The organism is Shewanella mangrovisoli (genome assembly GCF_019457635.1).
Taxonomy (GTDB): Bacteria; Pseudomonadota; Gammaproteobacteria; order Enterobacterales; family Shewanellaceae; genus Shewanella; species Shewanella mangrovisoli.
In genome coordinates this window covers 1114073-1139721 of the sequence record NZ_CP080412.1, presented here as the reverse complement: position 1 = coordinate 1139721, position 25649 = coordinate 1114073, and the positions used below count along the sequence as shown (strand labels likewise).

At 48.0% G+C, this 25649-nt stretch carries 21 protein-coding genes; 2 read left to right on the top strand and 19 right to left on the bottom strand.

All coding sequences use genetic code 11. The features are described from left to right. Nucleotides 1-80: 80 nt before the first annotated feature. From dinB to K0H60_RS04940, 17 genes are all read right to left on the bottom strand, one after another. Nucleotides 81-1160: a DNA polymerase IV gene (gene dinB / locus K0H60_RS05020; protein ID WP_089068322.1), complete on the bottom strand. Its 1080-nt coding sequence runs from the start codon at nucleotides 1158-1160 to the stop codon at nucleotides 81-83. A gap of 151 nt (nucleotides 1161-1311) precedes the next feature. After that, a complete protein-coding gene (locus K0H60_RS05015; RefSeq protein ID WP_220057473.1) occupies nucleotides 1312-3315 on the bottom strand; it encodes a methyl-accepting chemotaxis protein in 2004 nt (667 codons plus the stop codon). Nucleotides 3316-3614: 299 nt separating this feature from the next. Further along, the gene (bfr, locus tag K0H60_RS05010) at nucleotides 3615-4082 is read right to left on the bottom strand and encodes a bacterioferritin (RefSeq protein WP_220057472.1); all 468 of its coding nucleotides are present in this window, start codon (nucleotides 4080-4082) and stop codon (nucleotides 3615-3617) included. A gap of 9 nt (nucleotides 4083-4091) precedes the next feature. Further along, on the bottom strand, nucleotides 4092-4565 hold the full coding sequence (gene bfr, locus K0H60_RS05005; protein ID WP_220057471.1) for a bacterioferritin: 474 nt from the start codon (nucleotides 4563-4565) through the stop codon (nucleotides 4092-4094). Nucleotides 4566-4803: 238 nt separating this feature from the next. Next, entirely contained in the window at nucleotides 4804-5028 is a 225-nt protein-coding gene (nqrM, locus tag K0H60_RS05000) for a (Na+)-NQR maturation NqrM (RefSeq protein ID WP_007645837.1), read from the bottom strand. Between the two features lie 11 nt (nucleotides 5029-5039). Then, complete coding sequence (locus K0H60_RS04995; RefSeq protein ID WP_088211137.1) at nucleotides 5040-6098, bottom strand: FAD:protein FMN transferase; 1059 nt, start codon at nucleotides 6096-6098, stop codon at nucleotides 5040-5042. A 98-nt stretch (nucleotides 6099-6196) separates the two neighbouring features. Beyond that, a complete protein-coding gene (gene nqrF, locus K0H60_RS04990) occupies nucleotides 6197-7453 on the bottom strand; it encodes an NADH:ubiquinone reductase (Na(+)-transporting) subunit F (protein ID WP_011716070.1) in 1257 nt (418 codons plus the stop codon). Nucleotides 7454-7499: 46 nt separating this feature from the next. After that, nucleotides 7500-8108, bottom strand: coding sequence for an NADH:ubiquinone reductase (Na(+)-transporting) subunit E (nqrE, locus tag K0H60_RS04985; protein WP_006080469.1), 609 nt, complete (start codon nucleotides 8106-8108; stop codon nucleotides 7500-7502). 6 nt (nucleotides 8109-8114) lie between these two features. Then, on the bottom strand, nucleotides 8115-8747 hold the full coding sequence (locus K0H60_RS04980) for an NADH:ubiquinone reductase (Na(+)-transporting) subunit D (protein WP_011621733.1): 633 nt from the start codon (nucleotides 8745-8747) through the stop codon (nucleotides 8115-8117). Further along, nucleotides 8747-9535 carry a Na(+)-translocating NADH-quinone reductase subunit C gene (locus K0H60_RS04975; protein WP_011621732.1) on the bottom strand — a complete coding sequence of 263 codons (789 nt, stop codon included), beginning with the start codon at nucleotides 9533-9535 and terminating at the stop codon, nucleotides 8747-8749. Before K0H60_RS04975 ends, K0H60_RS04980 begins: the two co-directional genes overlap by 1 nt. Next, nucleotides 9528-10727, bottom strand: a complete 1200-nt coding sequence (locus K0H60_RS04970; protein ID WP_011716068.1) for an NADH:ubiquinone reductase (Na(+)-transporting) subunit B — start codon at nucleotides 10725-10727, stop codon at nucleotides 9528-9530. The genes K0H60_RS04975 and K0H60_RS04970 overlap by 8 nt, the downstream gene beginning before the upstream one ends. After that, complete coding sequence (locus K0H60_RS04965) at nucleotides 10727-12061, bottom strand: Na(+)-translocating NADH-quinone reductase subunit A (RefSeq protein WP_011716067.1); 1335 nt, start codon at nucleotides 12059-12061, stop codon at nucleotides 10727-10729. The genes K0H60_RS04970 and K0H60_RS04965 overlap by 1 nt, the downstream gene beginning before the upstream one ends. A gap of 403 nt (nucleotides 12062-12464) precedes the next feature. Next, on the bottom strand, nucleotides 12465-14516 hold the full coding sequence (locus K0H60_RS04960) for a TonB-dependent receptor domain-containing protein (protein WP_220057470.1): 2052 nt from the start codon (nucleotides 14514-14516) through the stop codon (nucleotides 12465-12467). A 154-nt stretch (nucleotides 14517-14670) separates the two neighbouring features. Continuing rightward, on the bottom strand, nucleotides 14671-15180 hold the full coding sequence (gene luxS, locus K0H60_RS04955; protein ID WP_220057469.1) for an S-ribosylhomocysteine lyase: 510 nt from the start codon (nucleotides 15178-15180) through the stop codon (nucleotides 14671-14673). 155 nt (nucleotides 15181-15335) lie between these two features. After that, the gene (locus K0H60_RS04950) at nucleotides 15336-16448 is read right to left on the bottom strand and encodes a TRAP transporter substrate-binding protein (RefSeq protein WP_220057468.1); all 1113 of its coding nucleotides are present in this window, start codon (nucleotides 16446-16448) and stop codon (nucleotides 15336-15338) included. A 260-nt stretch (nucleotides 16449-16708) separates the two neighbouring features. Then, on the bottom strand, nucleotides 16709-17029 hold the full coding sequence (locus K0H60_RS04945) for a BolA family protein (protein WP_011716063.1): 321 nt from the start codon (nucleotides 17027-17029) through the stop codon (nucleotides 16709-16711). A gap of 134 nt (nucleotides 17030-17163) precedes the next feature. Next, nucleotides 17164-17823, bottom strand: a complete 660-nt coding sequence (locus K0H60_RS04940) for an alpha-ketoglutarate-dependent dioxygenase AlkB family protein (RefSeq protein ID WP_220057467.1) — start codon at nucleotides 17821-17823, stop codon at nucleotides 17164-17166. A 189-nt stretch (nucleotides 17824-18012) separates the two neighbouring features. Here K0H60_RS04940 and K0H60_RS04935 point away from each other — a divergent pair, with 189 nt between their 5' ends. Further along, nucleotides 18013-19146: a methyltransferase gene (locus K0H60_RS04935; RefSeq protein WP_220057466.1), complete on the top strand. Its 1134-nt coding sequence runs from the start codon at nucleotides 18013-18015 to the stop codon at nucleotides 19144-19146. 207 nt (nucleotides 19147-19353) lie between these two features. After that, entirely contained in the window at nucleotides 19354-22497 is a 3144-nt protein-coding gene (locus tag K0H60_RS04930; protein ID WP_220057465.1) for a DUF2339 domain-containing protein, read from the top strand. 75 nt (nucleotides 22498-22572) lie between these two features. On the opposite strand, the gene K0H60_RS04925 is transcribed toward K0H60_RS04930, so the two are convergent. Together K0H60_RS04925 and K0H60_RS04920 are read right to left on the bottom strand one after the other, a co-directional pair. Next, entirely contained in the window at nucleotides 22573-23865 is a 1293-nt protein-coding gene (locus K0H60_RS04925; RefSeq protein ID WP_220057464.1) for an O-acetylhomoserine aminocarboxypropyltransferase/cysteine synthase family protein, read from the bottom strand. A gap of 230 nt (nucleotides 23866-24095) precedes the next feature. Further along, nucleotides 24096-25508 (bottom strand): aminotransferase-like domain-containing protein, encoded by a 1413-nt coding sequence (locus tag K0H60_RS04920; RefSeq protein ID WP_220057463.1) that lies wholly within the window; start codon nucleotides 25506-25508, stop codon nucleotides 24096-24098. Between the last annotated feature and the right edge of the window lie 141 nt (nucleotides 25509-25649).

The following is a 25649-nucleotide window of genomic DNA, read 5'->3' as shown; positions in this document are numbered from 1 at the left end:
TCGCGCTAACTTACATAACTTAGCTAAGCTTAGCTAGGTTAGATTAGTGCTGAGCCAGATCCGCCCAGATTAAATTGACACTAAAACACAAAATCCAACTGCTTAGTCTCGCGTACCATAAGCGGCGAAAGCGTGTCTTTACTCTCAGCGAGGCCAACAGAAACCCCGAGTAACCGAATTCCACGTCCCTCTTGCCTAGCCATTGCTTGGCTCAGTAGCTCATAGAACATCACCACGGAGACCTCGTCACTGCGATGCTCGATTGTGGTCTGTTTAAAATCATTAAACTTGAGTTTAACCACTTGCTTATGGATTTGCCTCCCCTTAGCACTTCGCCCTAAACGGCTGGACAACTCTTGAATTAATCCCGGCATCACCTGCTGGCACTGCTCCAGTGTGTAAATATCCTGAGCGAGAGTGGTCTCAACGCCTACAGATTTGCGCTCGCGGCTTACCGAAATCCCACGATCATCGATGCCATGGGCCCGCTCGACTAACACGGCGCCAAACTTACCAAAACGGGCAATCAACTCTTGCTTAGGATAAGCCTGCACATCGGCGCAGGTATTTAAGCCTAGCGAAGACAGTTTTTCAGCGGTCACTTTACCCACTCCGGGAATTTTTCGCAGGGATAAGCTTTTAACGAACTCGGGGACCTCATCGGGTGGGATAACACATTGCCCATTGGGCTTATTTAAATCAGAGGCAACCTTGGCGAGAAATTTAATCGGTGCCACGCCCGCCGATGCCGTCAGCCCAGTTTCGGCCAAAATATCACGGCGAATCGCCTCGGCGATTAAAGTGGCAGAGCCCTTAAACAGCTTACAATCGCTGACATCTAAATAGGCTTCATCAAGGGAAAGCGGTTCGATTAACTCTGTGTATCGGGAGAAAATGGCGCGAATTTGCTGCGACACCTCTTTATAAACCTGCATACGACCGGGAACGAGGATAAGATCGGGACACAATTTCAATGCGTAGCCCGTCGCCATGGCAGAACGCACACCAAATTTGCGCGCCTCATAATTACAAGTGCTGATGACGCCACGCTGCACCCGACTGCCGCCGACGGCCAAAGGCTTACCGCGGTATTCGGGAAAATCCCGCATTTCCACCGCAGCAAAATAGCAATCCATATCGATATGAATGATTTTTCGCACCTTGCATTCCTCCGACACTCAAAATACTGTATATAAAAACAGTAATCAAGTATCACTTATCAATTTGCGGCGGTGCGGTTTGCGCTTGGATTGTAAGCGCTCAAAAAAACAAAGGGAGCCCTAAGGCTCCCTTTGTTTACAACTATTTGAATTAAATCTTAAATTGCCCAATGTTGCGGGTCAGTTCATGAGTAGCTTGCTCAAACCCTTGCAAACTTTGGGATAAATCTTGGCTTGAGAGCAAAGACTGATCGGACAGACCACGCACGCTAACAACGTTTTGTGCCACCTCTTCAGCCACAACGGCCTGCTGGCCAATCGCAACGGTAATTTCCACCGTTTGCTGCTGAATCGACACAATCGCACTGGCGATATCACTTAAGGCTTGCTCGACTTGCGTGGTCAGGTCTTGCCCGACTCTTGCCTGCTCAACCCCAGACTCCATCACCTGCTCGGCTTGTAGCGCGCTCTGTTGCAGGGTTTGGATAATTCCTTGAATGTTGGCGGTAGAATCTTGGGTACGGGATGCGAGAGTACGCACTTCATCGGCCACCACGGCAAAACCTCGTCCCTGCTCACCCGCCCGCGCCGCCTCGATGGCCGCATTGAGCGCCAGCAAGTTGGTTTGGTCGGCAATGTTGCGGATCACGCTTAACACTTCGCCAATTTGCTCTGAGCTACTACGTAACTCCTTGATGACTTTAGCCGCTTCAATCACTTGAACCGATAATGCCTTCATGCCTTCGGTCGCACGCGACACGATTTGGGTGCCGTCATGGGCTTGAGTTTGTGCCTTTTCGGCAAAATCATTGGCCCGTTGAGCGCTTATCGCCATTTCTTGGCTCGTCTGTGCCATTTGGGTGGCGGCCGTGGCCACTGAGTCGATTTGTTGTTTCTGCGATGACACCGAAGATACCGCTAAATCACACACTTGGCGTGCATCCATCACCCCAGTGCCGACCTCTTGAGTTAAGTTACGGGTATGCAGTAACATCTGCTGCACCTTTTCGGCAAAGCGGTTGAAGGCATCACCCAGCTTGCCTAACTCATCTTCCCGTTCCATGAGAATGCGTTGGGATAAATCGCTATCACCCTCGGCAATGTCTTCCATCGCATCGAGTAACTTGCTGAGCTGGCGTCTAAAGGGCAATAACATCAACCATACTGTGATGCCGACTAAGAGCATAATCCCCAAGGCAACAAAACAGGCATTCCAAAAGGCTTCGGTTACAGGCGCTTCAATCACCTCATGGGGCAACATAAAGGCTAAGTGCCATTTCTGCTTAGGATAATCACCGCCCACAGACACAAAGGTTACCCGCTGCGGCACACCGTTAAAGGTGACTTCGGCAAAGCCCTGCGCTTCGCGCTGCATTTGCTGTCTTAAGGCGGTAAAGCCTGAGGTGTTCTTAAACTGGCTATCGATTTGATTCGCAAGTGAGCCCGGCGGGAACTTATCCGAGAATCCGGGGAAATAAACCAGCTTACCTTCATCCGTCATCAGGAAGGCTTGACCATAGTTACGGTATTTGATTGGCGCTAACAGGGTTTTACCAATGGTATCGATGAGAATATCCATACCACCAATCCCAATCAGCTCACCATTGGCACCATAGACTGGGGTTTTAACTGTGGCCGAAATCGAGCCATCGTTGGCATCGACCGCAGGATCGCCCACAAATAGGCCACGCTGATCAATGGCCTCCTGCCACCAAGGACGTTTATTGGTGTAATAGTTTGGATCGCCATCGAAACGACCATTGAGGTCGAAATATTCGAAGGTATTTGCCGAGCCGAAAAACACTGACTTCACATCGGTATCACGGTCGGAAAACGAGCGGAAATAACGAATAATATCTTGGTACTGCTGATCATTGGCTAAGTTACTGCCACGGGCATGGTATTGGCTAAACCAGTTGATAAGCCCAGGCTCGGCAAATACCGAGTGGATCACTTGTCCCTTAGCCACAAAATAACCACCTATCTCATTGGCCTTTAAGGCAACAAGTGCCGAAATGTCCGCGTCCACTTGCTTACGTGTGTTATTACTTTCTTTATTCACGAGCAAAGCGGCAACTAAAGTAAGAAGTACAGCAAGGGCACCGACGATAGTGACCACTAACTGCAAACTTAGAGAACGTTTTATATATCTCATTCATCTTCCCGTCTGGCTGACCAACCACTTAACAAAAAATCATGCAAAAACAGTTTCACACGGTAACAATTTTTACCAGTCAACAACAGATGAAAATGTGAGAAAAAACGTAAACAAGTATTTGTAAAGAATAGACATTAATCCAATAACAGGAATCACTAAAAATTAAATGACACTCAGAACATCAGATTACATAAGCAATATTTTACAGAGTGTTAGACTAAATACTCGAAATAAAAAAACAAAGGCCAGCCATTTCGTGACTGGCCTTGGCGCTTGAGCCGCACAACCGGGCGCTATTACATCTTCGTTTGTAGGTAATTCGCTAAACCGATACGGTCAATTAAACCGAGTTGTTTTTCTAACCAATACATATGGTCAGATTCGGTATCGTCGAGTAAGACTTCTAAGATCTCACGGGTTTGGTAATCTTTCTTCGATTCACACAGGGCAATCACCTTGCGCAAATCATCGGCCACCTTGTACTCATAGGCCAAATCGTTACGCAGCATCTCTTCAACGTTTGCGCCGATATTGAGCGCTTCCCGCGCAGCTACATTCGGCACGCCTTCGAAGAATAAAATACGCTGTACCAGCTTGGCCGCATGGTGCTTTTCATCATCCGACTCATGGGCAATACGTTCATAGAGTTCGTTCAGACCCCAGTCTTCGTACATATGGGCATGCACAAAATACTGATCCATCGCCGATAACTCTCCCGTTAGGAGTCGATTCAACGCGTCGATGACTTCTTTATCACCTTTCATATTCAGCTCCTATGACTCACTAATTTGCGATTGAAGATAGTTTTGAATGCCGGTTAAGCTAATCAGCTCCTGCTGCGATTCGAGCCAATCTAAGTGCTCTTCTTCATCTTCAAGGATATCTTCGAGCAGATCGCGACTCACATAATCCTGCTCGGCTTCGCAAAGGCTAATGGCATCCCGTAACAGAGTGAGTTGCTCCTGCACCATGGCTAAATCGCAATCAAGCATCTCTTGGGTGTGCTCGCCAATACGCAGTTTTTCGAGCTGTTGCAGATTCGGTAATCCCTCTAAAAATAATACCCGCTCGATGATCTTATCGGCGTGCTTCATATCTTGGATGGATTTCTTGTATTCGACGTGATTTAGCTTCTCGAGGCCCCAATGTTTGAACATTCTGGCGTGGAGAAAATATTGATTAATGGCCGTTAACTCACAGGTAAGTACCCGATTGAGTTGTCCCACCACTTTAGGATGACCTTTCATAAGTAACTATCCTTGATATGAGTGAAAGATTGATCTAAATCAAGCTTCTAGCCTAGTACAGTTTTAAAGCCAACTCAAATTTTCTTTATTTTTCACAAACTTAAAGATAAAAAGCATTCTCATTATCGCTTAGATTAGCCCGCTATCCTCCTCATATATCAAGGATTAATTTTGCCAATGCTAAAACCGAGGCAAAAAAATAGCCTCCAGAGGAGGCTATTTCAGTTGAAGCGGATAATTAAATGATCCTGTCTTTCGTTAACTTCTCACGGCGCGCTTCTTCTGCGGCCATACGACGCTTACGCTTGTCGCAGGGATCATCACAATCGCAGGCTTTTTCAATCCCTAATACACCTAAACCGCCACAGCTTCCTTCAACGGCTTTGCGCTTGATGAGATAACCTATCGACATAAGCAAAAAGAACAGTAATAAAATCACAAATGCCGCGATAAAAGTGCTCATGTTAACTCCAACTACTTAAGGAAAGGCTTGAAGGCGTCACTGTAGTAGACTTTAAACCCTTCGCCTTGCTTTTCTATTAGCATTATCGCCAAGTGTTCTTTCTTGGCAAGCTCCAATGACGCTTCTGTACCTAAAACCATCATCGCCGTCGCAAAACCATCGGCCGTCATACATTCTTTATGCAAAACGGTCACAGATGCTAGCTTATGATTAATAGGCAAACCGGTACGTGGATCAATTATATGAGTAAAGCGCTGACCTTCTTCCTCATAATAATTACGATAATCCCCAGACGTTGCCATCGCCATAGTGCCAGGCTCAATCACCTGTTGCACCGCCATGCCATCGTCGGTCGGTTTCTCTATCGCGACGCGCCACGAACTACCATCACCTTTCGTGCCCTTAATGCTCAGCTCGCCGCCAATTTCGACTAAGTAACCGCTTGCATGGTACTTATCTAAAATCGAGGCCACTTTATCCACGCCAAAACCTTTAGCGATTGAAGACAGGTCCACATATAAATGCGCATTGTGTTTGCTTAAGCGATTACCTTCGATAGAAAGCTCACTGATACCGGTTTTGGCTTTAGCCGCATCGATATCAGCTTGAGTCGGCACTTTGGTTGGGCGCTTATCGGGACCAAATCCCCATAGGTTCACCAGCGGCCCCAAGGTAATGTCTAAGGCTTTGTCTGTCACGTTATACAAACGCATGCCTTCTTTAACCACTTTGATGGTATCAGGAGAGACTTCTACACTCTGCTCGAGCGGTAACTGGTTGAAACGAGACAATTCTGAATTGGGTCGATAGGTCGACATCTGGTTATTGACCAGCTCTAAGGCTAAGTCAATCTCGGCCTGCAGTAATTGGGCCGTCGGCATTTGCTCATTGGGAACCACTTTAATGTGGTAGGTCGTGCCCATTGTGCTGCCTGCGAGGGAGATAACCTCATCCTGTTTGCTACAGGCTGAAATAAAAAAGGCTAGACCTACAAGGACCAGCCAGCTCACTGAATGCTTTAACACTGAGGTTTTTAACACGGGAGTTTTTAACGCTAGGGTTTTAAACATAGTGACTAACAACTCTTTTGGATGCCCTTTAATGCAAAAGTTGCAGATGAGAGCTTTACTCCACATCTGCAACTCTTCTCACCTTGGGCTAATTCACATTAGCCGCCGAAGTCATCCAACAGGATGTTTTCGTCTTCGACACCAAGATTTTTCAACATACCGATTACGGCTGCGTTCATCATTGGAGGTCCACACATGTAGAACTCACAATCTTCTGGCGCTTCATGGTCTTTCAGGTAGTTTTCATACAATACGTTATGGATGAAACCTGTATAACCATCCCAGTTGTCCTCAGGTTGAGGATCAGACAGGGCCACATGCCATACGAAGTTGTCGTTTTCAGCCGCTAGGCCGTCAAAGTCTTCCACGTAGAACATTTCACGCTTAGAACGTGCACCGTACCAGAAGCTCATCTTACGCTTAGACTTCAGACGCTTCAGTTGGTCGAAAATGTGTGAACGCATTGGTGCCATACCCGCACCACCACCGATAAACACCATTTCTGCATCGGTATCTTTCGCGAAGAATTCACCGAATGGGCCAGAAATCGTGACTTTATCGCCAGCCTTCAGGCTCCAAATGTAAGATGACATCTTACCGCATGGTAAGCTCAAGTTACGTGGAGGTGGCGTCGCGATACGCACGTTCAACATGATGATGCCAAACTCTTCTGGGTAGTTAGCCATTGAGTAAGCACGGATCGTTTCTTCGTCAACTTTAGATTCTAACTTGAAGAAGCCAAAGTGTTCCCAGTCACCACGGTATTTTGCTGGTACGTCGAAATCAGCATATTTAACATGGTGTGCAGGCGCTTCGATCTGGATGTAACCACCCGCACGGAACGGAACAGATTCACCATCAGGGATTTGCAGCTTAAGTTCTTTAATGAAGGTCGCCTTGTTATCGTTAGAGATAACAGTACATTCCCACTTCTTAATACCGAAGATTTCTTCGTCAAGCTCGATTTCCATGTCGTTCTTAACGTTCACCTGGCAAGACAGACGACAACCTTTACGGGCGTCACCCTTGCTGATGTGATCTAATTCTGTTGGCAGAATATCACCGCCGCCAGACTTCACCACTACGCGACATTGGCCACAAGAACCACCGCCACCACAGGCGCTCGATACGAAGATACCGCTGTTCGCTAGCACGCCTAACAGCTTGCCACCGGCACCGGTTGTAATCGCTTTTTCAGGATCGTCGTTGATGCCGATCGTGATGTCACCGCTAGACACTAGCTTAGATTTAGCGAATAAAATCACTAACACTAAGACGAGGACGATAGCAGTAAACATACTCACACCGAGGTAAACCTCGAGCGGAGTAGATTTAAAAATACCAAGAATATCCATTAACTTATCCTTAGAAGGTCCAATTCAAGAAGCCGTTTGGTGTCTCTTACAGAGACACACCAGAAAACGACATGAAACCTAAGGCCATTAAACCAGCGGTAATAAAGGTAATACCTAAACCACGCAGGCCATTCGGCACATCGGCATACTTCAGCTTCTCACGGATACCGGCCATCAATACGATAGCTAATGCCCAACCTACTCCAGAGCCGAAACCAAACACCACACTTTCGCCCAGCTTGTAGTCACGCTCAACCATGAATGATACCGCACCGAAAATCGCACAGTTCACAGTGATCAGAGGTAAGAAGATACCTAACGCGTTGTACAAAGGAGGAAAGTACTTATCCAGTGCCATTTCCAGAATTTGAACTAAAGCCGCAATCACACCGATAAAGGTAATGAATTTCAAGAAGCTTAGGTCAGCTTCAGGTGCACCAGCCCAAGCCAGTGCGCCAGGTGCTAACAGCCCTTGGTAAATAACTTGGTTAGCAGGAACAGAGATAGTTAACACTACAACTACCGCAATCCCTAGGCCCATCGCAGTAGTCACTTTCTTCGATACTGCTAAGAAAGTACACATACCTAAGAAGAAGGCCAGTGCCATGTTTTCAATGAAAACAGAGCGAATTAACAGGCTAATATAATGTTCCATCTCAAATTACCCTTTTGCTTCAACTTGCTCTGGCTTATAGGTACGAATAATCCAAATCAGAATACCGATCAGGAAGAACGCACTTGGCGGCAGTAATAACAGACCGTTTGGTTGATACCAGCCACCTTCAGAGATCTTGTGCAGGATTTGAACACCGAACAGAGAACCGTTACCAAACAGTTCACGCACGAAGCCAACGGCTAACAGAATCGCACCGTAACCTAAACCGTTACCGATACCATCCATAAAGCTCATCATTGGCGGTGTTTTCATCGCATAGGCTTCAGCGCGACCCATTACGATACAGTTCGTAATGATAAGGCCCACGAATACCGATAACTGCTTAGAAATCTGATAAGCATAAGCCTGCAGCAATTGGTCAACCACGATTACCAAAGAGGCAATAATGGTCATCTGTACGATAATACGTACGCTGCTAGGAATATGGTTACGGATCATTGAGATAAACAGGTTAGAAAACGCTGTTACCGCAGTTAATGCCAACGCCATTACCAGTGCAGTTTCGAGTTTGCTCGTTACCGCTAACGCACTACATACACCAAGTACTTGTAATGCAATCGGGTTGTTGTTGACGATAGGTCCAGTCAGAACCTGTTTCAGTTCTTTAGCGTCAGACATTAGCTGAGACCTCCATTGCGTGCTTTTTCAATGAAACTCGCAAAACCTTCTTTACCTAACCAGAATGTCAGAGAGTGTTGAACACCGTTACTGGTCAGAGTCGCGCCGGATAATGCATCCACACCGTATTCAGTACTAGCCACAGCTGGGTTTTTAGTTACGCTGATAGCAATGTTACCTTGCTCATCAAATAACTTTTTACCGTGCCATTTAGCTTTCCACTGAGCGTTTTGAACTTCACCACCAAGACCTGGGGTTTCGCCTTGCTCGTAGTACACTAAGCTTTGAATCGTGTTCAGATCAGCATCTAACGCGAGGAAAGCATACATAGTCGACCACAAGCCATAACCATGAACTGGCAGGATCACGCTGGTTAACTTACCTTGCTCGTCGCGAACTAAATAAACCACTGCATCTTCAGCAACACGCTTAACCGAAGCGATGTCGTTTTCAGGTACAAAAGAGGTCTTCACATCGCGAGACGCTTTGCGTTGATCGAATGTGTTGGCATCAACACCTTCAACCCAATCACCGGTTTTTAAGTTAACTAACTTAGCTTCGATGTGCTTACTGTAAGTATCCAAAATTTGAGCTTTGGTTACTTTGCCCGCTTTCGTGTCAATCAGACCCGCAGCTTCGAGGATGTACTTTTGCTTATCAAGCAGCTTGTTTTCTGCTTGAGTTGGGCGCAGTAATACTGCCGCAGTCGACACGAATATCGCACAAATTAGACATAAGCCAACGACGATAAATAACGTTCTGCCGAACGAATCTTTATTACTAGCCACGAGCAATCCTCCGCTTGATATTTGCCTGAACCACGAAGTGGTCGAACAATGGCGCGAACAAGTTAGCAAACAGAATTGCTAACATCATGCCTTCTGGGAATGCAGGGTTAATCACGCGGATAAACACAGCCATTGCACCAATCAAGATACCGTATGCCCATTTAGCTTGGTTAGTGAATGACGCAGACACTGGGTCAGTCGCCATAAACATCATGCCAAATGCAAAACCACCTAACACTAAGTGCCAGTACCAAGGCATTGCAAACATTGGGTTAGTGTCGCTACCGATCACATTTAACAGTGTAGAGATAGCAATCATACCGACCATCACGCCGCCAACGATGCGCCATGAAGCGATACGGGTATAGATGATAACCAGACCACCTAACAGAATCGCCAGAGTCGATACTTCACCCACAGAGCCTGGAATGAAACCGAAGAACGCATCCCACCAGTTTTGGTTGAATGTGTAATCTAAGGTACCCGCTGCCGCTTGGCTCAGAGCCGTTGCACCAGAGTAACCGTCAGCCACAACCCATGAAGTGTCACCAGACATGTTCAGTGGGTAAGCGAAGAACAGGAAGGCACGACCAGCTAATGCTGGGTTTAAGAAGTTACGACCCGTACCACCGAACACTTCTTTAGCCACAACCACACCGAAGGTGATACCTAAGGCCACCATCCACAATGGGATAGTTGCAGGCAGTGTTAATGCGAACAGGATAGAGGTAACGAAGAAACCTTCGTTAACTTCGTGGCCACGGATAGCGGCAAACAGCACTTCCCAAATACCACCGACGGCGAAAGTCACCGCGTAGATAGGTAGGAAGAAACAGGCGCCATACCACATCAGTGCTGGCCAGCCAGAGTTGGCGGTCAGTTCGGTACCGAACATGCCGAACAGGCTCACTTGCCATACGTCAGGCGTTGCAAAACCCGCGATTAACGCAAGTTGAGCTTGCAGACCGACGTTGTACATACCCACGAACATCGCTGGGAAGGCACAGGCCCAAACCGTGATCATCATACGCTTCAGGTCGATGTTATCGCGAACGTGGGTTTTGCCCTTGTTCACTTTACCTGGCGTATAAAAAATGGTGTATGCCGCTTCGAACAGGGCATAAAACTTTTCGTATTTACCGCCTTTTTCAAAGTCGGGTTCAATACGTTCGAAAAAATCTTTCAAGCTCATTAGCCTTCCCTCTCGATCGTATCTAAACAGTCACGCAGATATGAACCGTAGTCATATTTGCCTGGACATACGAACGTACACAGTGCGAGATCTTCTTCATCCAACTCTAACGCGCCTAAAGTGGCAGCACCGTCAAAGTCACCTGAGATCAGGTCACGCAGCAACATAGTAGGAAGAATATCCAATGGCATTACACGCTCGTAGTTGCCGATTGGCACCATAGCGCGGTCTGAACCACCAGTGCTCGTTGTCATGTTGAACAGACGAGAAGCGCTTAAGTGGCCAAGGAATGCACGGGTAATAGAGTATTTGTTTGAGCCTGGTAACACCCAACCAAAGAATTCTTTTTCAGTGCCTTCTTCTAACAGACTCACCTGCGCGTGGTAACGACCTAAATATCCTTGAGGACCTACAGCTGTACGGCCATTCAGCACAGAGCCTGAAACAACACGTACGTTACCGTCTAAGGTTTCGCCCGCGGTCAGTTCAGTCATGCTTGCACCTAAAACAGTGCGAACCAGACGTGGCTTAGCCGCTTTAGGACCGGCAATTGCGATCACACGTTCGGTATTCAGTTGACCAGTAGTAAATAGCTGACCAATGGCTATTACATCTTGGTAACCGACATGCCAAACAGTACGTTTTGCAGAAGCTGGAAGTAGGAAATGGATATGAGTACCAACAAGACCCGCTGGGTGAACACCGGCAAATTCTTCAACTTGGGCATTAGCGGCAGGAATATCGGCGCCAGGCGCTTTACAAAGGTAAACTTTACCTTCGGTAAGTCTTGCTAAGACCTTAAGACCATTAGCAAAATCTTCTTTATGCTCACGGATCACTACAACAGGATCGGCGGCATGGGGTTGCGTATCAATCGCGGTGACGAAAATACCAGCGGCAGAAGAATCTACGGCAGGCACTTTGCTGAAAGGACGTGTACGCAATGCAGTCCATAAGCCTGATTCGATCAGGTTGTCACGGACCAGTTGCGAGTCTAGCGTATCGAGAGCAGTGGCGTCATACTTAGCAAAGGCAACGCTTTCGTTCCCTTCTACTTGAATAACAACAGACTGCAGCACACGCTGGGCGCCCCGGTTAATGTCTAATATAGTACCACTGGCTAAAGCCGTATATTTTACGCCAGGATTTTTCTTATCTTCGAAAATCACCTGACCTTTTTGAACTTTGTCGCCCACTTTGATCTTCATCGTTGGACGTAAGCCAATATACTCTTCACCCAAAGTAGCTACATGTTTAATGGCTGGGCCATTATGGATAACTTGCTCTGGTCCGCCTGCTATAGGCAGTTCCAATCCTTTCTTAATTGTAATCATATCCACAAGCACTACGTTTTGAAGGAAAGACAATGCGCCGCGTTCCTGCTAAATACTGAGGTTTTAAACAAAACCTACTGCATTGAGCTAGCGCAGATTTATCACAGAAATGCGATCGCAATCACGCTGGTCGCGCGCATTTTACCCCAATTGCCGTGGCATCGCCACGAAAATTATAGGTGATTTCAAACCTCAAATAAGGATTTAAAAGAATCATGCGCTACAGCGTTCACCTTCCGACCGAGTGAGGGCGCAGAAAGAGAAAATATTACGGTCGACAAATACTATAACATTAATTTTTAAAGAAATAATTTAGCGAAAGGTCGATACCTCTTTATGACGATAGCTAAAACGACCTTTTCGCTTTCTCGTTGAATAATCTTTAAACAAGATTTAATTCAGTTTAGAAACGCCACTGATAACCCAAATAGCTGATCCGTCCATTTTCAGTCCGAATTCCGCTATTTGATGCTGTGGTCACTAAGGGCTCATCGAGTAGGTTTTCGACCCTAAAATACAGCCTATGGTGTTTATCAAAATCATAGTTTGCCGCTAAATCAACCCGCCACTGGCCTGATACCCGTTGCAACTCACTGCCGAATTGACTGAAATCGCGCTCAGATTGATAGGCCGCCTCAAGATTTAATTGATATGCGCCATAGTTAACCCCTGCACTCAATTGCAATTGATGTTCGGGTAACCAAGCCAATCTATCGCCCTCTAAAACACAGCCTTGAACATCGGTGCAGGTGCTGGTTTGATACTCGGCGCTAAGATATTGATAATTTAGCCCTAAGGGTAGCGCTACCCCACCCAAGTCCCAGCGATAACCAAGGCCAAGTTCTACACCATAGGTCAGCACATCGGGAATATTCTCTTGGGTTAACAAGCGTGCATCGGCGCACATCGAATAGCTATCGCAGTCCACATGCAAATTATCGAATTCTTGCACATACGCCCGTAAATCGGCTTTTATCCCTTCACGCGCATATTGGGCGCTCACTTGATAGTGCAGCGACACCTGAGCCTCTTGTGTGGTATTCCCCGCGCTTGCCGCAGTCCAGGCCCGACGGATATCGGTACTAAAACGCCAATCGCCCGCATCATAGAGCACACCTAATTGCGGCATCCAATCACTATCGGAGAAATCCGCTTCATCGAGTCCCACAACAGCCTGATTCACTTCACGATTAACACTGACATGCTCGTAAGTCAGGCCTAACTTGATTTGCATGCCTTGCCAGCGAAATAGCGAATCAATGGCCGACGTCAGCGCAGTGGCATCATCGGTATAAGCGAACAGCGCGTTTGACTCATCAACCGCAAGGCTTCTATCCGCTTGCCATAAAGCCGTTTGCTCGCCAAAGCGCATTTCCGCCTTATCCGTATGATAACGAGCGCTGTAAATGATTTGATGTTCGCCGTACTGGTTTATGGCTTGGGTCTGGGCGCCAAAGGCGCTGTAATCGTTATCTTGGACGAGCAGATTTAAATCGGCGCCATTTGCACTTGGAGCTCGGTCAAAGGCGGCGATATCGGCAAGCGTTGCTGCGCTAATCTCTTGCCCATTAAACAAGCCAAGTTTATCCAACTGTTGTGAATAGGACTGATAGTAAAAGTCACTGATCACTTTACTGCCGCCTAAATCCACTTGGTGTGAAAGCTGATACTTGTGCTGCCGCCCTTTATGCTTATCCTGCGCCGTTACGGAGTACAAGAGTAAGGGATCCTGCTGCCAGTCCGCCGCGGTGACACCAAGCTGCGAGCGATAACTGTCATCATCGATAAATTGGTAGGTAAATTCCGTCTGCTGCGGACTGCGTGCGCCAAGCAAACTTGCCGCATTCACCTTGAACAACATATCCGTTTTGGTTCTATCGGCATCGCTGCCATTGAAAAAATTCGCATCACCTTGTTCTTTCTGGTAATTCGCTGCGAATAATGCACCATATTCTTTTTGCTTAACGCCCCAACTCATGCCGGCATTCAAATCCGACTCTGTCGAACCTTCAACGAGAAAGCTGCCCGACTGAGGTCGGTTAGCTATTTCAAGGCTCTGATAATTCACCACACCGAAAGCGCCCTGCCCGCCTACCGTCATATCCGCCAGTGGTGTGCTAGTGACATTTTGCTGTAGTAAAAGGTTAGGCAATAACTGCAACTGCGGCGCCGAATAAGGCGCGGGTGAAAAATACACCCTATCTTGCATCACGGCCACACCTTGGCTAGCGGAGCGCATACTGATATTCGCGGTATTTCCACTGTGGTCGGCCCGCAATAAGGTTAAGCTATTTAAGTTACTCAGCTGCATCCCATCATCACTGGAGTGATATTGATCATTGAGCTCAATCAGATCGAGTGTTTGAGAATAGAGTGGGTTTGCATTGAGGGGATGAGTGTAGACACAGGAAACCGCAAGCGCGGTCAGCGACATCACAAAGTAGCGACTAGACATACCAAGCTCCCAAAAGTGTTTGTTAGCGTACGGCGTTTTTGTTGTTATTTTGTAAAATAGCTGAATTTACTCGAAAAAAAAAGCGACGAATGTCGCTTTCTTGACGCTAAGGCCTTAAGTCTAGGCACCACACCTTGTGATGCCTTAGCAAAGCTTAGAGCTGACCTAAGATCTCATCGCTGAGTTTTAAGTCATCATTACGGTTAACACTCACACCTGCGGCGATAATGTTACGGGCGATATCTTGGGCTTGTTCTAACGAGTGCATCTCGTAAGTGCCACATTGATACTCGTTAAGCTCAGGAATTTCAGATTGCTCAACCACTTTGAGCACATCTTCCATTGAGGCAAGCCATGCATCGGCCACTTGACGCTCGGTCGGCTCACCAATCAGGCTCATGTAGAAACCGGTACGACATCCCATTGGTGAAATATCAATAATTTCAACATCGCTGCCGTTTAGATGATCACGCATAAAGCCCGCAAACAGATGTTCTAGGGTATGGATACCACGCTCGCTGAGGATATCTTTATTTGGTGCACAAAAACGTAGATCGAATACGGTAATCGCATCGCCTTTTGGGGTACTCATATGTTTGGCAACACGCACGGCTGGCGCATTCATCCGAGTATGGTCAACGGTAAAGCTATCAAGTAATGGCATAGGAAACTCCAAATTCTTAGGGCGATACAACCGCTATCGGTTTATGGGCGCAAGCATAACACCAAATGGATTAGGTCGATAACAAGATAATGTAAGATGAAATCATCTCACATTAATCAGACGCTAATATGAACATTTTGTTCAAATTAGCGGCATTAGTGCTGGCGCTGCTGGCTGTAAGCATCCTCTGAAATCTTATGATACTCACGCACACCCTGCTCATAGGCATGGTAAGCGCGATACACTTTGCGCATCATAGGATCCTGCTCGGCCTGCTCTTCAATGACCTGCTGTGAAATACGTTCAAGCTCGGTGAGCACCTGGGGCGGAAAAGCCTTAAGCACCACACCTTCATCTTTGACTAAGGTGTCAAGGGCAGTCACGTTACGTGTGGTGTATTCATCTAGCATATCTTGATTGATGGCGCGGGCGGCGGTTTTGACTATGGCTTGTAAATCTTGGGGAAGACTCTCGAAGGCGCCCTTATTAATCAAAAACTCCATATTGGAGCCAGGCTCGTGCCAACCGGGGTAATAGTAATATTTGGCGACTTTATGTAAACCAAAAGCGAGGTCATTGACAGGCCCAACCCACTCAGCCGCATCGATAGACCCCGTTTGCAAAGCGCCATAAAGCTCCCTGCCCGCCATATTGACGGGTACGGCACCAACGCGTTTTAGCACTTCGCCCCCCAAGCCCGGCATACGGATCTTCAAGCCTTTAAAATCGGCAATGCTATTAATAGGTTTATTAAACCAGCCGCCCATCTGCATCCCCGTATTGCCACCCGCTAATGGAATGATGCCAAAGGGGCGATAGACCTCCTCCCACAATGCCATGCCGCCACCATAATGCAGCCAGCCGTTCATCTCTTGGGCCGTCATACCAAAGGGGATAGAAGAAAAAAACTGTGAGGCGGGCGCTTTCCCCTTCCAATAATAGGAGGCGGCGTGGGCCATTTGGATTTTACCTTGGCTTACCCCGTCGAACACCGCAAAGGCGGGCATTAATTCTCCCGCGCCATACACATGAATTTGCAAGCGGCCATGGGACATCTCGTTCACCAGCTTGGCAAAACGCTCAGGTGCCATACCTAAACCAGCAAAGTTTTTCGGCCAAGACGTGGCTAAACGCCACTCGATAACATCTTTAACGGGAGTCGCATCGGGATGAGGTGCTGCAGTCTGCTCGATATGCTGGGGCGCAGGATTACACCCACCGAGACCAATAAGCAATACCGCAAAGATTAGGCACCCCATATGACGCATCGAACACTCTCCCTGAATGCGAAGTTAGTTAACAGTATGAAAATTAGCGCTCTTAAGTATCGACTGATGTAAAGCACTCTTGTTTAGATGCGTACTACTTACATTCCAGTCACTAGAAACAGTGAGCACTAATTCAGTACAAAATAGAACATATTGTTAACACAGAAAATTCAACAGGGAAACCGCATATTGTCGTCTATTTGACCTAAAACAAAAAAGCCACGTTGATAACGTGGCTTTTATAAAGTTAAGGGGCCGAATTAACCGCGGCAATTCGGCGTTTTAGGCACTTCAACATCCTTAGCCCATTCACTCTGAGTGAAGGTATGGATAGAAAGTGCATGCACACCATTAGCTAACTCGTTGGCTAAACAGTTATTTACCAAACGATGGCGGGCAAGCAAACGAAGCCCATCAAATTCATCACTGACGACAACCACTTTAAAGTGAGTCTCTGAATTAGGCGGAACATGGTGACGGTGACTTTCGTTAAGGACTTCTAAATGAGTTGGCGAGAAGCTTTCAGTCAGCTTCTGATCAATGGTCTGTGCCACTGTGCCCTGCGCATGGGTATTGGACATATTCAAATCTCAACATGGGAAAATCCAGTGGCCGCAGAGTACTGCTTCAAGTACAAAAGATCAAATTTCAACGTCAGCTTTGCTGCTCTAAACTGAACCCATTTAGTAACAGTATGAAATGATTTAGCTTTCAATCAGCCATGATAATTAACAATCAATTGCCTAAAGGTGTAGTTCCAGCGGGGGGCTTTAACCTTTAAGCGCTTAGGCACGCTATGTAACCAATCTTGCTGCATTGGCCAGTGCATAATGAGTAAGTCACCACTATGCAAACTAATAGTGTATTTCACTTTGCTGTGTTTATGTTTAATCACAAAATCCCGCGAGGCGCCAAGGCTTAAAGAGGCGATATCACTGCCGCTCGCAATCTCGGGCTCATCATCGCTGTGGGCACCCATGCAATCTTGGCCATCTGCATAGCGATTCACTAACACGCCATTGCTGCCTAGGCCAAAATCCCGCTGCAGTTTGTCGCGCAACTTTTGCAAATACTTAGGCCAAGGCAGGGCACGAATAAATAGCCCCGAATATAAATAGTCGCATCCTGCATCGCCATACCAAACCTGCTGCCTTGGAATGGCATGATATTCACCAAACACTTGAATTTGTGGGCGACTCAATGGGTAAGACTCGGCCTCCTTGAGCAAGGCGTTCTGCTGCGCCACATTCAAATAATCCCTAACTAAAGTGATAGGCGGCTCGACTTGTGCCGCATCTTGATGATGGGCGCAAGAGATGCCGCTATCAGCGTCAAGATTGACCTCTAGTTCGAGTCCTAAATCGACTTGTTTCATACAGCACCTTATACCACTGACGACTGTGATTGCCCCATCCAATCACCCATAAATGCGCGAGCGGATATACAAACTCAGGCAAGCATCGCACGATAAGGGGAAATCTGCGATAATCTGCGCCTTATTTAATTGGCGCTGTTTTAATGGCAGCGTTTTTATTCGCACCGTTTTTATTGGCTTAGCACAAAGATGACGACACAATTTTCAGTGGCAGGGATTGAGCTTGAACTCTTTCGCTACCCCGCTTCGCAGGAATCCAATCTCCAAGCTTGGGATGCGGCAGACGAGCATTTGATTAACACCCTAGTCGAAGGCGGACAAACCGCGGTGCCAACGGCCATTATCAACGACAGCTTTGGCGCCTTAAGCTGCGCCCTATCGCGGCTTAATCCCGATTGGCCACTGAATGTCGAAACCGATGCCAGAACCAGTTTTTTAGGTGCAGAGCAAAATCATCATCACAATCAGTTACCTATGGATAACCTAACCTGGTTTACCAGTCGCGATGCCTTACCAGGCGATCTCGCCCTCGTATTGATGAAGCTACCTAAAAACCTCACTTACTTTGCCCACCAGCTGATGCGCTTATCGCAAGTGCTGCCCGCTGGCTGCAAAGTGTTGGTTGGCGCAAAAGCCAAGTCCATCAACACGAGCTTATTGGAAGTATTCGCGAAACACTTAGGGCCAGCGAGCGCCAGCCTCGCTTGGAAGAAAACCCGCGTCATCACCTGTATTAGCGATGGCAAGCCACGCGCCTTACCGAAGGAAGTCACTTGGGATATTCCCGAATTCAACCTCCACATCAGCAATTTAAGCAATGTGTTTGCCGCCAATAAGCTCGATATCGGTGCGCGCATTATGTTGGATAATCTCCCTCAGGGCGACTTTAAAACGATTGTCGACCTGGGTTGTGGCAATGGCGTGCTCGGTCTGCGGGCGGCCCAGTTATACCCTAATGCCGATATCCATTTTATTGATGATTCCGAAATGGCAGTGGCCTCGGCAAAAGCCAATTGGACCAGTAATCAACTCCCCGCAGGTAAAGGCCATTTCCATTGGGATGATTGCATGACCCATTTACCCGATGGGGTAGAACCCGATTTAGTGCTCTGCAACCCGCCCTTCCATCAGGGCGAGGCGATTACCGATCACATTGCTTGGCAGATGTTTTTAGACGCACGTCGCCGACTCAAAAATGGCGGCATTTTACATATAGTGGGGAATCGACACTTGGCTTACCACGTCAAATTGCAGCGTTTATTTAAAAACTGCACCACAGTCGCCTCCAACGGCAAATTTGTCATCCTACAAGCGCAGAAATAACCACTTTCATACGGCAAAGATAGGGCGAAATCATTGTGCTATCTTTGCCTCATCTCCTCCACTTTCGCATTCGCACATACTGGTTAACGGCTTTTTACTAGCCGTTATGCCTAGTTGTCAGTACAATCTTTCACAGTAAAAGCATAAAAGTGAGTCACTTAGACTTTTATGCCCCATGGATATGGAAAGCATATTTAGGATATTGAGATGCCGTTAAAGGATGACGTTGACCAACTCAAGGCAGAATTGGCACAGTTAAAACTGCAGCATCTGTCGCTGCAATCTTCACTCAGCCGCCAACTGGCAGAATTCTCGGCCAAGCTCGACAGCATCAGTCTTCAGCTTGAGCAGCAAGACAATGGCCCTCTCACCACCACATCCACCGGCACGGACGATATCTCAACGCCATTCGGGACGACGATTGAGCCAAGGGATGAGCGCGCCTCGCAGCAATCTGAAGAAATGGCTCCCGATATCCAGCCACAAATGCCCGAGGTAAACCCTTGGCAAGACGATCCTTGGCAGCGCCATGCTAAGGCTCCCTCAAAAGCCGTGCATTCACCAGTGGATTCGCAGCAGGATGATTTGCAGCAAGATAAGGCCTTTTCTCAGCAAGCCGGACTTGAAGTGGGCGTGCAGGCTGCAAGCCAATTAGAGACCTTATTATCCCAAGGTGTTGCCGCCATCATGGCGCCATTTGCGGCCATCACTGAACAGGTCAAAGGTTTCTATCAACATTATCAAGCCAAGGGCTTAGGCCCGGTATTTTTGATGACGGTCGCGGGCATCATCACACTCACCCTAGGTTTTGGCTACCTACTGCAATATTCCATCAACCATTGGTTTTCCGAACTCGGCAAAGCCCTGCTGGGTTTTGGCTGCGCCAATGCGATTATTGCGGGCGGGATTTTTATCCGCCAAAAAAGGGCGGGCATGGCCGACTTTGGCTCAGGGATTGTCGGATTAGGCCTCATCCTAAACTATCTCTGCGCCTATTTTATTGGCCCCTACTTTGAGATTATCCCGAGCAGTGCCAGCTTTATCCTGCTGCTATTGATTACCTTAGCGGGCTATGGCCTGTCGATGCGACTCGATGCCAAGGTCATTGCCGTGATTGCCTTAGTCGGCGGCTCGATGGCACCTATGATGCTGTTATCCCAAAGCTATGCGCCGCTACTGTATATTCCCTATCTGCTACTGATAGGTGCGGGCGCCCTCGCCCAAAGCCGTAAATTACACTGGCCATTACTGCTGGAAATCACCGCCTTCCTGCATATCGCCTGCATCGAAGCCTTCAGCTATTTTGTCGATTTACCGCTCACTCAATGGGGCGGCGCAGCGGTGCTAGCTTTAGTGAGCATTAACGCACTGTTTTATCTCTATGGTCTATTTGGGTTTATCGTTAATTCCTCCACGACCTCACTCAGCCACAGAGCCCTAGTTCTACCGATAACCCTGCTGGCCTTTGCTATCTTCGAACTCACCCAATTTACGCCATTCGCCGGGGAGATTTTTATCGCCAACGCACTCATCTGCGCAGGTTTATACGTTAAGCTCAAGTCTCGACTCACCCCGTCCCAGAGCAGTCTCTTGTTAGTCTTTGGCGGCAGTTTTGCCGCCTTTGCTGCCCTTTACCTATTAAGCCATGATTTCCTAGGATTAGTGCTTATCCTCGAAGCATTGCTCCTGCTGTGGATTGGCCTTAAGGAGAAACTGATTTCGGTGCGCGCCGAAGCCTATGTGTTATTGCTGACGGGACTGGCTCTCAATTTATATGCGGTGCTGACAGGTTTTTCCCTGCTCGGACTTGGCGAGCAAACGCCAGTAGCGGCGCTTGGGTTCCCGCTGCTCGCGTTAGCCTTAAGCGCGGCGGCCCTGCTCTTTGTTATCCGCCAAATTGGCAATGATGAGTTGCCACTGTCGCAGCTTGAGCGGCAACTGAGTTATTTATTCAAAGAGTTACTCAGCGGCTTTTATGTGGCGGCCCTTTTGCTGGCGGCTTACCTTGTCAGCAGCGATTATTACCTCGCCATCATCCCGCTTGTAAGTCTGTTGCTGTTGTATTTAAGTGGTAAAGACAAGTTGATTGTCAGCGAGTTTGCCGCTTGGCTCTTGCTGCTGCCACTCCTATTTACCGTGGTCGAAGGCGTGACCCTCACTGGCAGCTTGAGCTTTAGTGCGCAGCCACTGATGGCAAAGCTGGCACGCATTGAATTATTCGCCGCCCTGTTGCTGGCCCACTATTGGTATCGTAAGCACTATCCAAGCTCGCTGTTCGCCCAGGCCGCCAAGCAGATACAACTCGGCTGTTATCTGCTGCTGCCACTAATCTTATTGCCTAAGGTGATGCGCAGTTATTGGGAGTTTACCGCGGTTGCACTCTGGCTCAGCAGCTTGTTCAGCCTCGGGCTTGCCTATGTTATCAAGCATAAAGCCCTTGAGATTGAAACCAAGATTTTGACTTGGCTAGCGATCCTCACCACCGCCAGCTTGTGCCTATTTGAAGTTTGGCAAGGACTTATCGCACTGCTAATTGGCGCCCTAGCCATGGGCTTTGTACTGCTGCGTTATCGCAAGCTTGCTAAGCCCTGGATATCACTGCTTATCCTGCAATGGCAACTGAGCCCTTATTATTTCGCGCTAGTGCTGGCCGTATTGGTTTATGGATTTAACCGCGTCGATGTAGTGGCATGGTCGATGACCGCATTAGCATTGAGCGGCTACTTTGCCCTCTTGATCCAAAGACGCACCAAACATGGTTCAGTGCAAACGGGATTAATGGCGCACTTAGCCATCGAAATCCAAGCCGCGGTGCGCTCAAGCTACAGCTTGGCCTACGGGCTTTGTCTAGGGCTGGCGCTATTGCCGATAATGCTGCATTTTGAGTTGTCGCTAAGACTAGATCTGGATAACGTGTTATTGATCCTCTGTGAATTGATGGCATTAGCACTGCTCGCGCTACTTATCTTACGCCGCGGCGTCGCTATTCGTTTGCATCAGCGTTTCTTACCGCTGCAATGGCTCAAATGGGGCTGGCATGGATTGCTCGCGCTGAGTTATCTCACCTGGAGTTATGCGTTCGATAATATGATTGCCGCGCCACTCAGCGCCATTTTGCTCGTCGTGCATGGCAGCGTGTTGATGTTTATCAGCTTAAAACCCCAGCATGCGGATATGATCCGCCTCGCCGCCGGACTCTTTACCTTAGCCACACTGAAAGTGTTATTGCTGGATATGGCATCCTTCGAGCTAGTGCAAAAGGTTATCGCCTTTATTGTGATTGGGGTGATCTTACTGACCGTATCTTACTTCTATCAAAAGGCGCGTAATCGCCTACAAGAAGCAAACTAATAAGTCGTCAGTTTTGTAAAGTAAAAGGCCGCTAACATTAGCGGCCTTTTTCATTCTAATAATCAATCTACTAATTTAAGCCAAGGCTTTTTCCAGCGCCTGCGCCACATCGGCAATAATATCGTCGATATGTTCAATGCCAACGGAGATTCGAATTAAGTCCTCAGACACTCCTGCTCTGGCAAGCTCGTTTGCATCTAGTTGTCTGTGGGTGGTACTGGCGGGATGGCAAGCCAGCGATTTGGCATCACCAATGTTCACTAAGCGTAAAATCATCTGTAGCGCGTCGATAAACTTGCCGCCAGCGATTTTGCCCTCCTCGGGAGTTGCAGCCTTAATCCCGAAGCTGATAATCCCCGAGGCTTTACCGCCGGTGATTTTTTGGCAATTATAACGGTAAGGGCTACTCGGCAAAGCGCCGTAATTCACCCAACTGACCGAAGGATGCAATATCAAATATTCGGCTAATGCCAGGGCATTCGAGCAGTGACGCTCCATACGTAGGCTCAAGGTTTCCAGCCCTTGTAGCAGCAAAAATGCACTGTGGGGTGAGAGCGCCGCCCCAGTATTACGCAGCGGCACCACGCGGCAACGTCCAATAAAGGCCGCGGCACCAAAGGCTTCGGTATACACTACACCATGGTAGGAAGGATCGGCTTGATTCAGCAGGGTAAAGCGTTCTTTGTTCGCCACCCAATCGAACTTGCCCGAGTCAATAATCACGCCGCCTATCGTTGTACCGTGGCCGCCAATGTACTTGGTCAACGAATGGATAACGATATCGGCGCCATGTTCAAACGGACGACATAAAACAGGAGTAGCGACAGTGTTATCGACGATTAAAGGCACGCCGTGTTTATGGGCTATCTCGGCTAAACGTTTAAGATCGACAATATTGCCGGCGGGGTTACCGATGGACTCACAGAATAACGCCTTAGTCTTGGTATCGATTAAAGCATCGAGCTCTTCAAAGTCATCGAAGGCCGCCATCCGTACCTCTACCCCTTGGCGCGGCAGCGTATGGGCAAACAAATTATAAGTACCGCCATAGAGCTGACTGGTACTGACAATATTGTCCCCAACCTGAGTAAGCGCTTGAATCGCATAGGTAATGGCCGCCATTCCCGAGGCTACAGCGAGCGCACCTATGCCACCTTCAATGGCTGCAAGTCGCTGCTCGAGCACGCTGGTCGTCGGGTTCATAATCCGCGTGTAGATATTGCCTGCGACTTTTAAGTCAAATAAATCGGCACCATGTTGGGTATCATCGAAGGTGTAGGAAGTGGTCTGATAAATAGGTACCGCAGCAGCTTTCGTGGTCGCCTCTGATTCATATCCATGGTGTAACGCCAGTGATTCAAGTTTCATCTTTGTGTCCTTCCCCAATAAATTCCCCGAACAACTCCAAAAACAGTTCCCTAAACTGTTCTCAAAACATAGCCACTCCCCAAGTCAAATTGAGGGGGAGCGTTATGCTAACCCATGCTCTAATCGCACAAGATTTGTGCACTGCACTCAAGCTAACAGATAGACATCTAGAAGTCTAAAACTTTTTAAATCGCCATTAAAATTGACGCAACGGCTCACACTTTGGCCTATTAATTCGGGGAGTGTTCTAGGAGCTGCGCGAGCGCTTTTACCGCACGCACTATCTCGGGTGAACAATCATAAGAGGCATTAATGCGCATAAAATGGCGAAATTCTGCTTGATTACTAAAGAGATTCCCCGGCGCGATACTGATCCCTCGCTCAAGCGCGCTATGATATATCTGCGTCGCATCCATATGGGCAGGCAACGCCAACCAGAGGAAATAACCGCCCGGCTCAAAGTTCACACTTACGGACTCCGGCAAGTGAGCCCGCAGCAACTGATACATGGCAAATTTGCGTTCCGCTAAGGTGTGGCGTAAGCGCTTTAAATGGAGCTCATATTGGGGCGACTGAATAAAATCGGCGATGGCCAGTTGCATAGGCGCACTGGTTGAGAGGGTCGACATTAATTGCAAGCGTTGCAATTGCGGGGCATGGCGCCCCGCGGCAACCCAACCGACTCGATATCCCGCTATCAAAGATTTCGAAAAGGAACCACAATGCAAAACGCAGCCTTGGCTATCTAAGACTTTAATCGGCCTAGGCGCACTCGAACCGACATAAAGCTCCTGATACACATCATCTTCAATCAGACTGACGTTATGCTCACAAAGCAGTTGATAAATAGCCTGTTTTTTCTGTTCCGATAAACTACAGCCTAAGGGGTTTTGATGCAGACTCATCAACCAACAGGCTTTGACGGGATAGGTCTTAAGTACTTCAGCCAAAGCATTAAGATCAATCCCTTCGCGGGGATCCGTCGCGACCGCAATCGCCCTTAGCTTGAGGCGCTCAATGGCTTGCATCGCACCATAAAAGGCAGGCGATTCAATCACGACCCAATCCCCCGCCTGAGCCAAGGCCCCTAAGCTCAAGTTCAGCGCCTCCATCGCCCCCGAGGTAATTAAAATTTCATCGGGCGCCACGCTCATACCTAACTTGGCATAACGTTGGGAAATCGCCTTGCGTAACCCAGCATTACCGGGGGGAAGATTATCGGCCGCAAACGACGGTGACATCTGCCGAGTGACCTTGACCAACGAGCGCGCTAAGGCTTGCTGTGGAAATAAACTGGGATCGGGAAATGCCGAGCCAAAGGGCACAATCCCAGCCTGTTTCGATGCCTGCAATACGTTAAACACAAACTCGTTAATATCGACCTTATCGGAGAAATAGATCTGTCGTTGAGTCTCTGGGTAACGAAAGGCTTCAGGCTGAGGCGCCACTATGTAACCCGATTTTGCCTGCGCCAATATCACGCCTTGGCTTTCGAGCAACTGATAGGCGTTCAGCACTGTCATTAAACTCAGCCCCGAATCCGCCACGGTTTGCCGCAATGATGGCAGTTTATCCCCTGCCTGCCAGACACCTTGAGTAATTCGGTTTTTGAGATCCTGCGCTAACTGTTGGTACTTAGACATCTGTTATAGCTAACTCAGTTAATTCTGTATCTGTTATAGCCAGATTACCCCATGGTCTAATAGCACACAAGCCATCAGCGGTACGAATCCGAGTCGCTGAGCGACTTGCATTTACACATCCCTTTGCTGCACTCCTGAGGA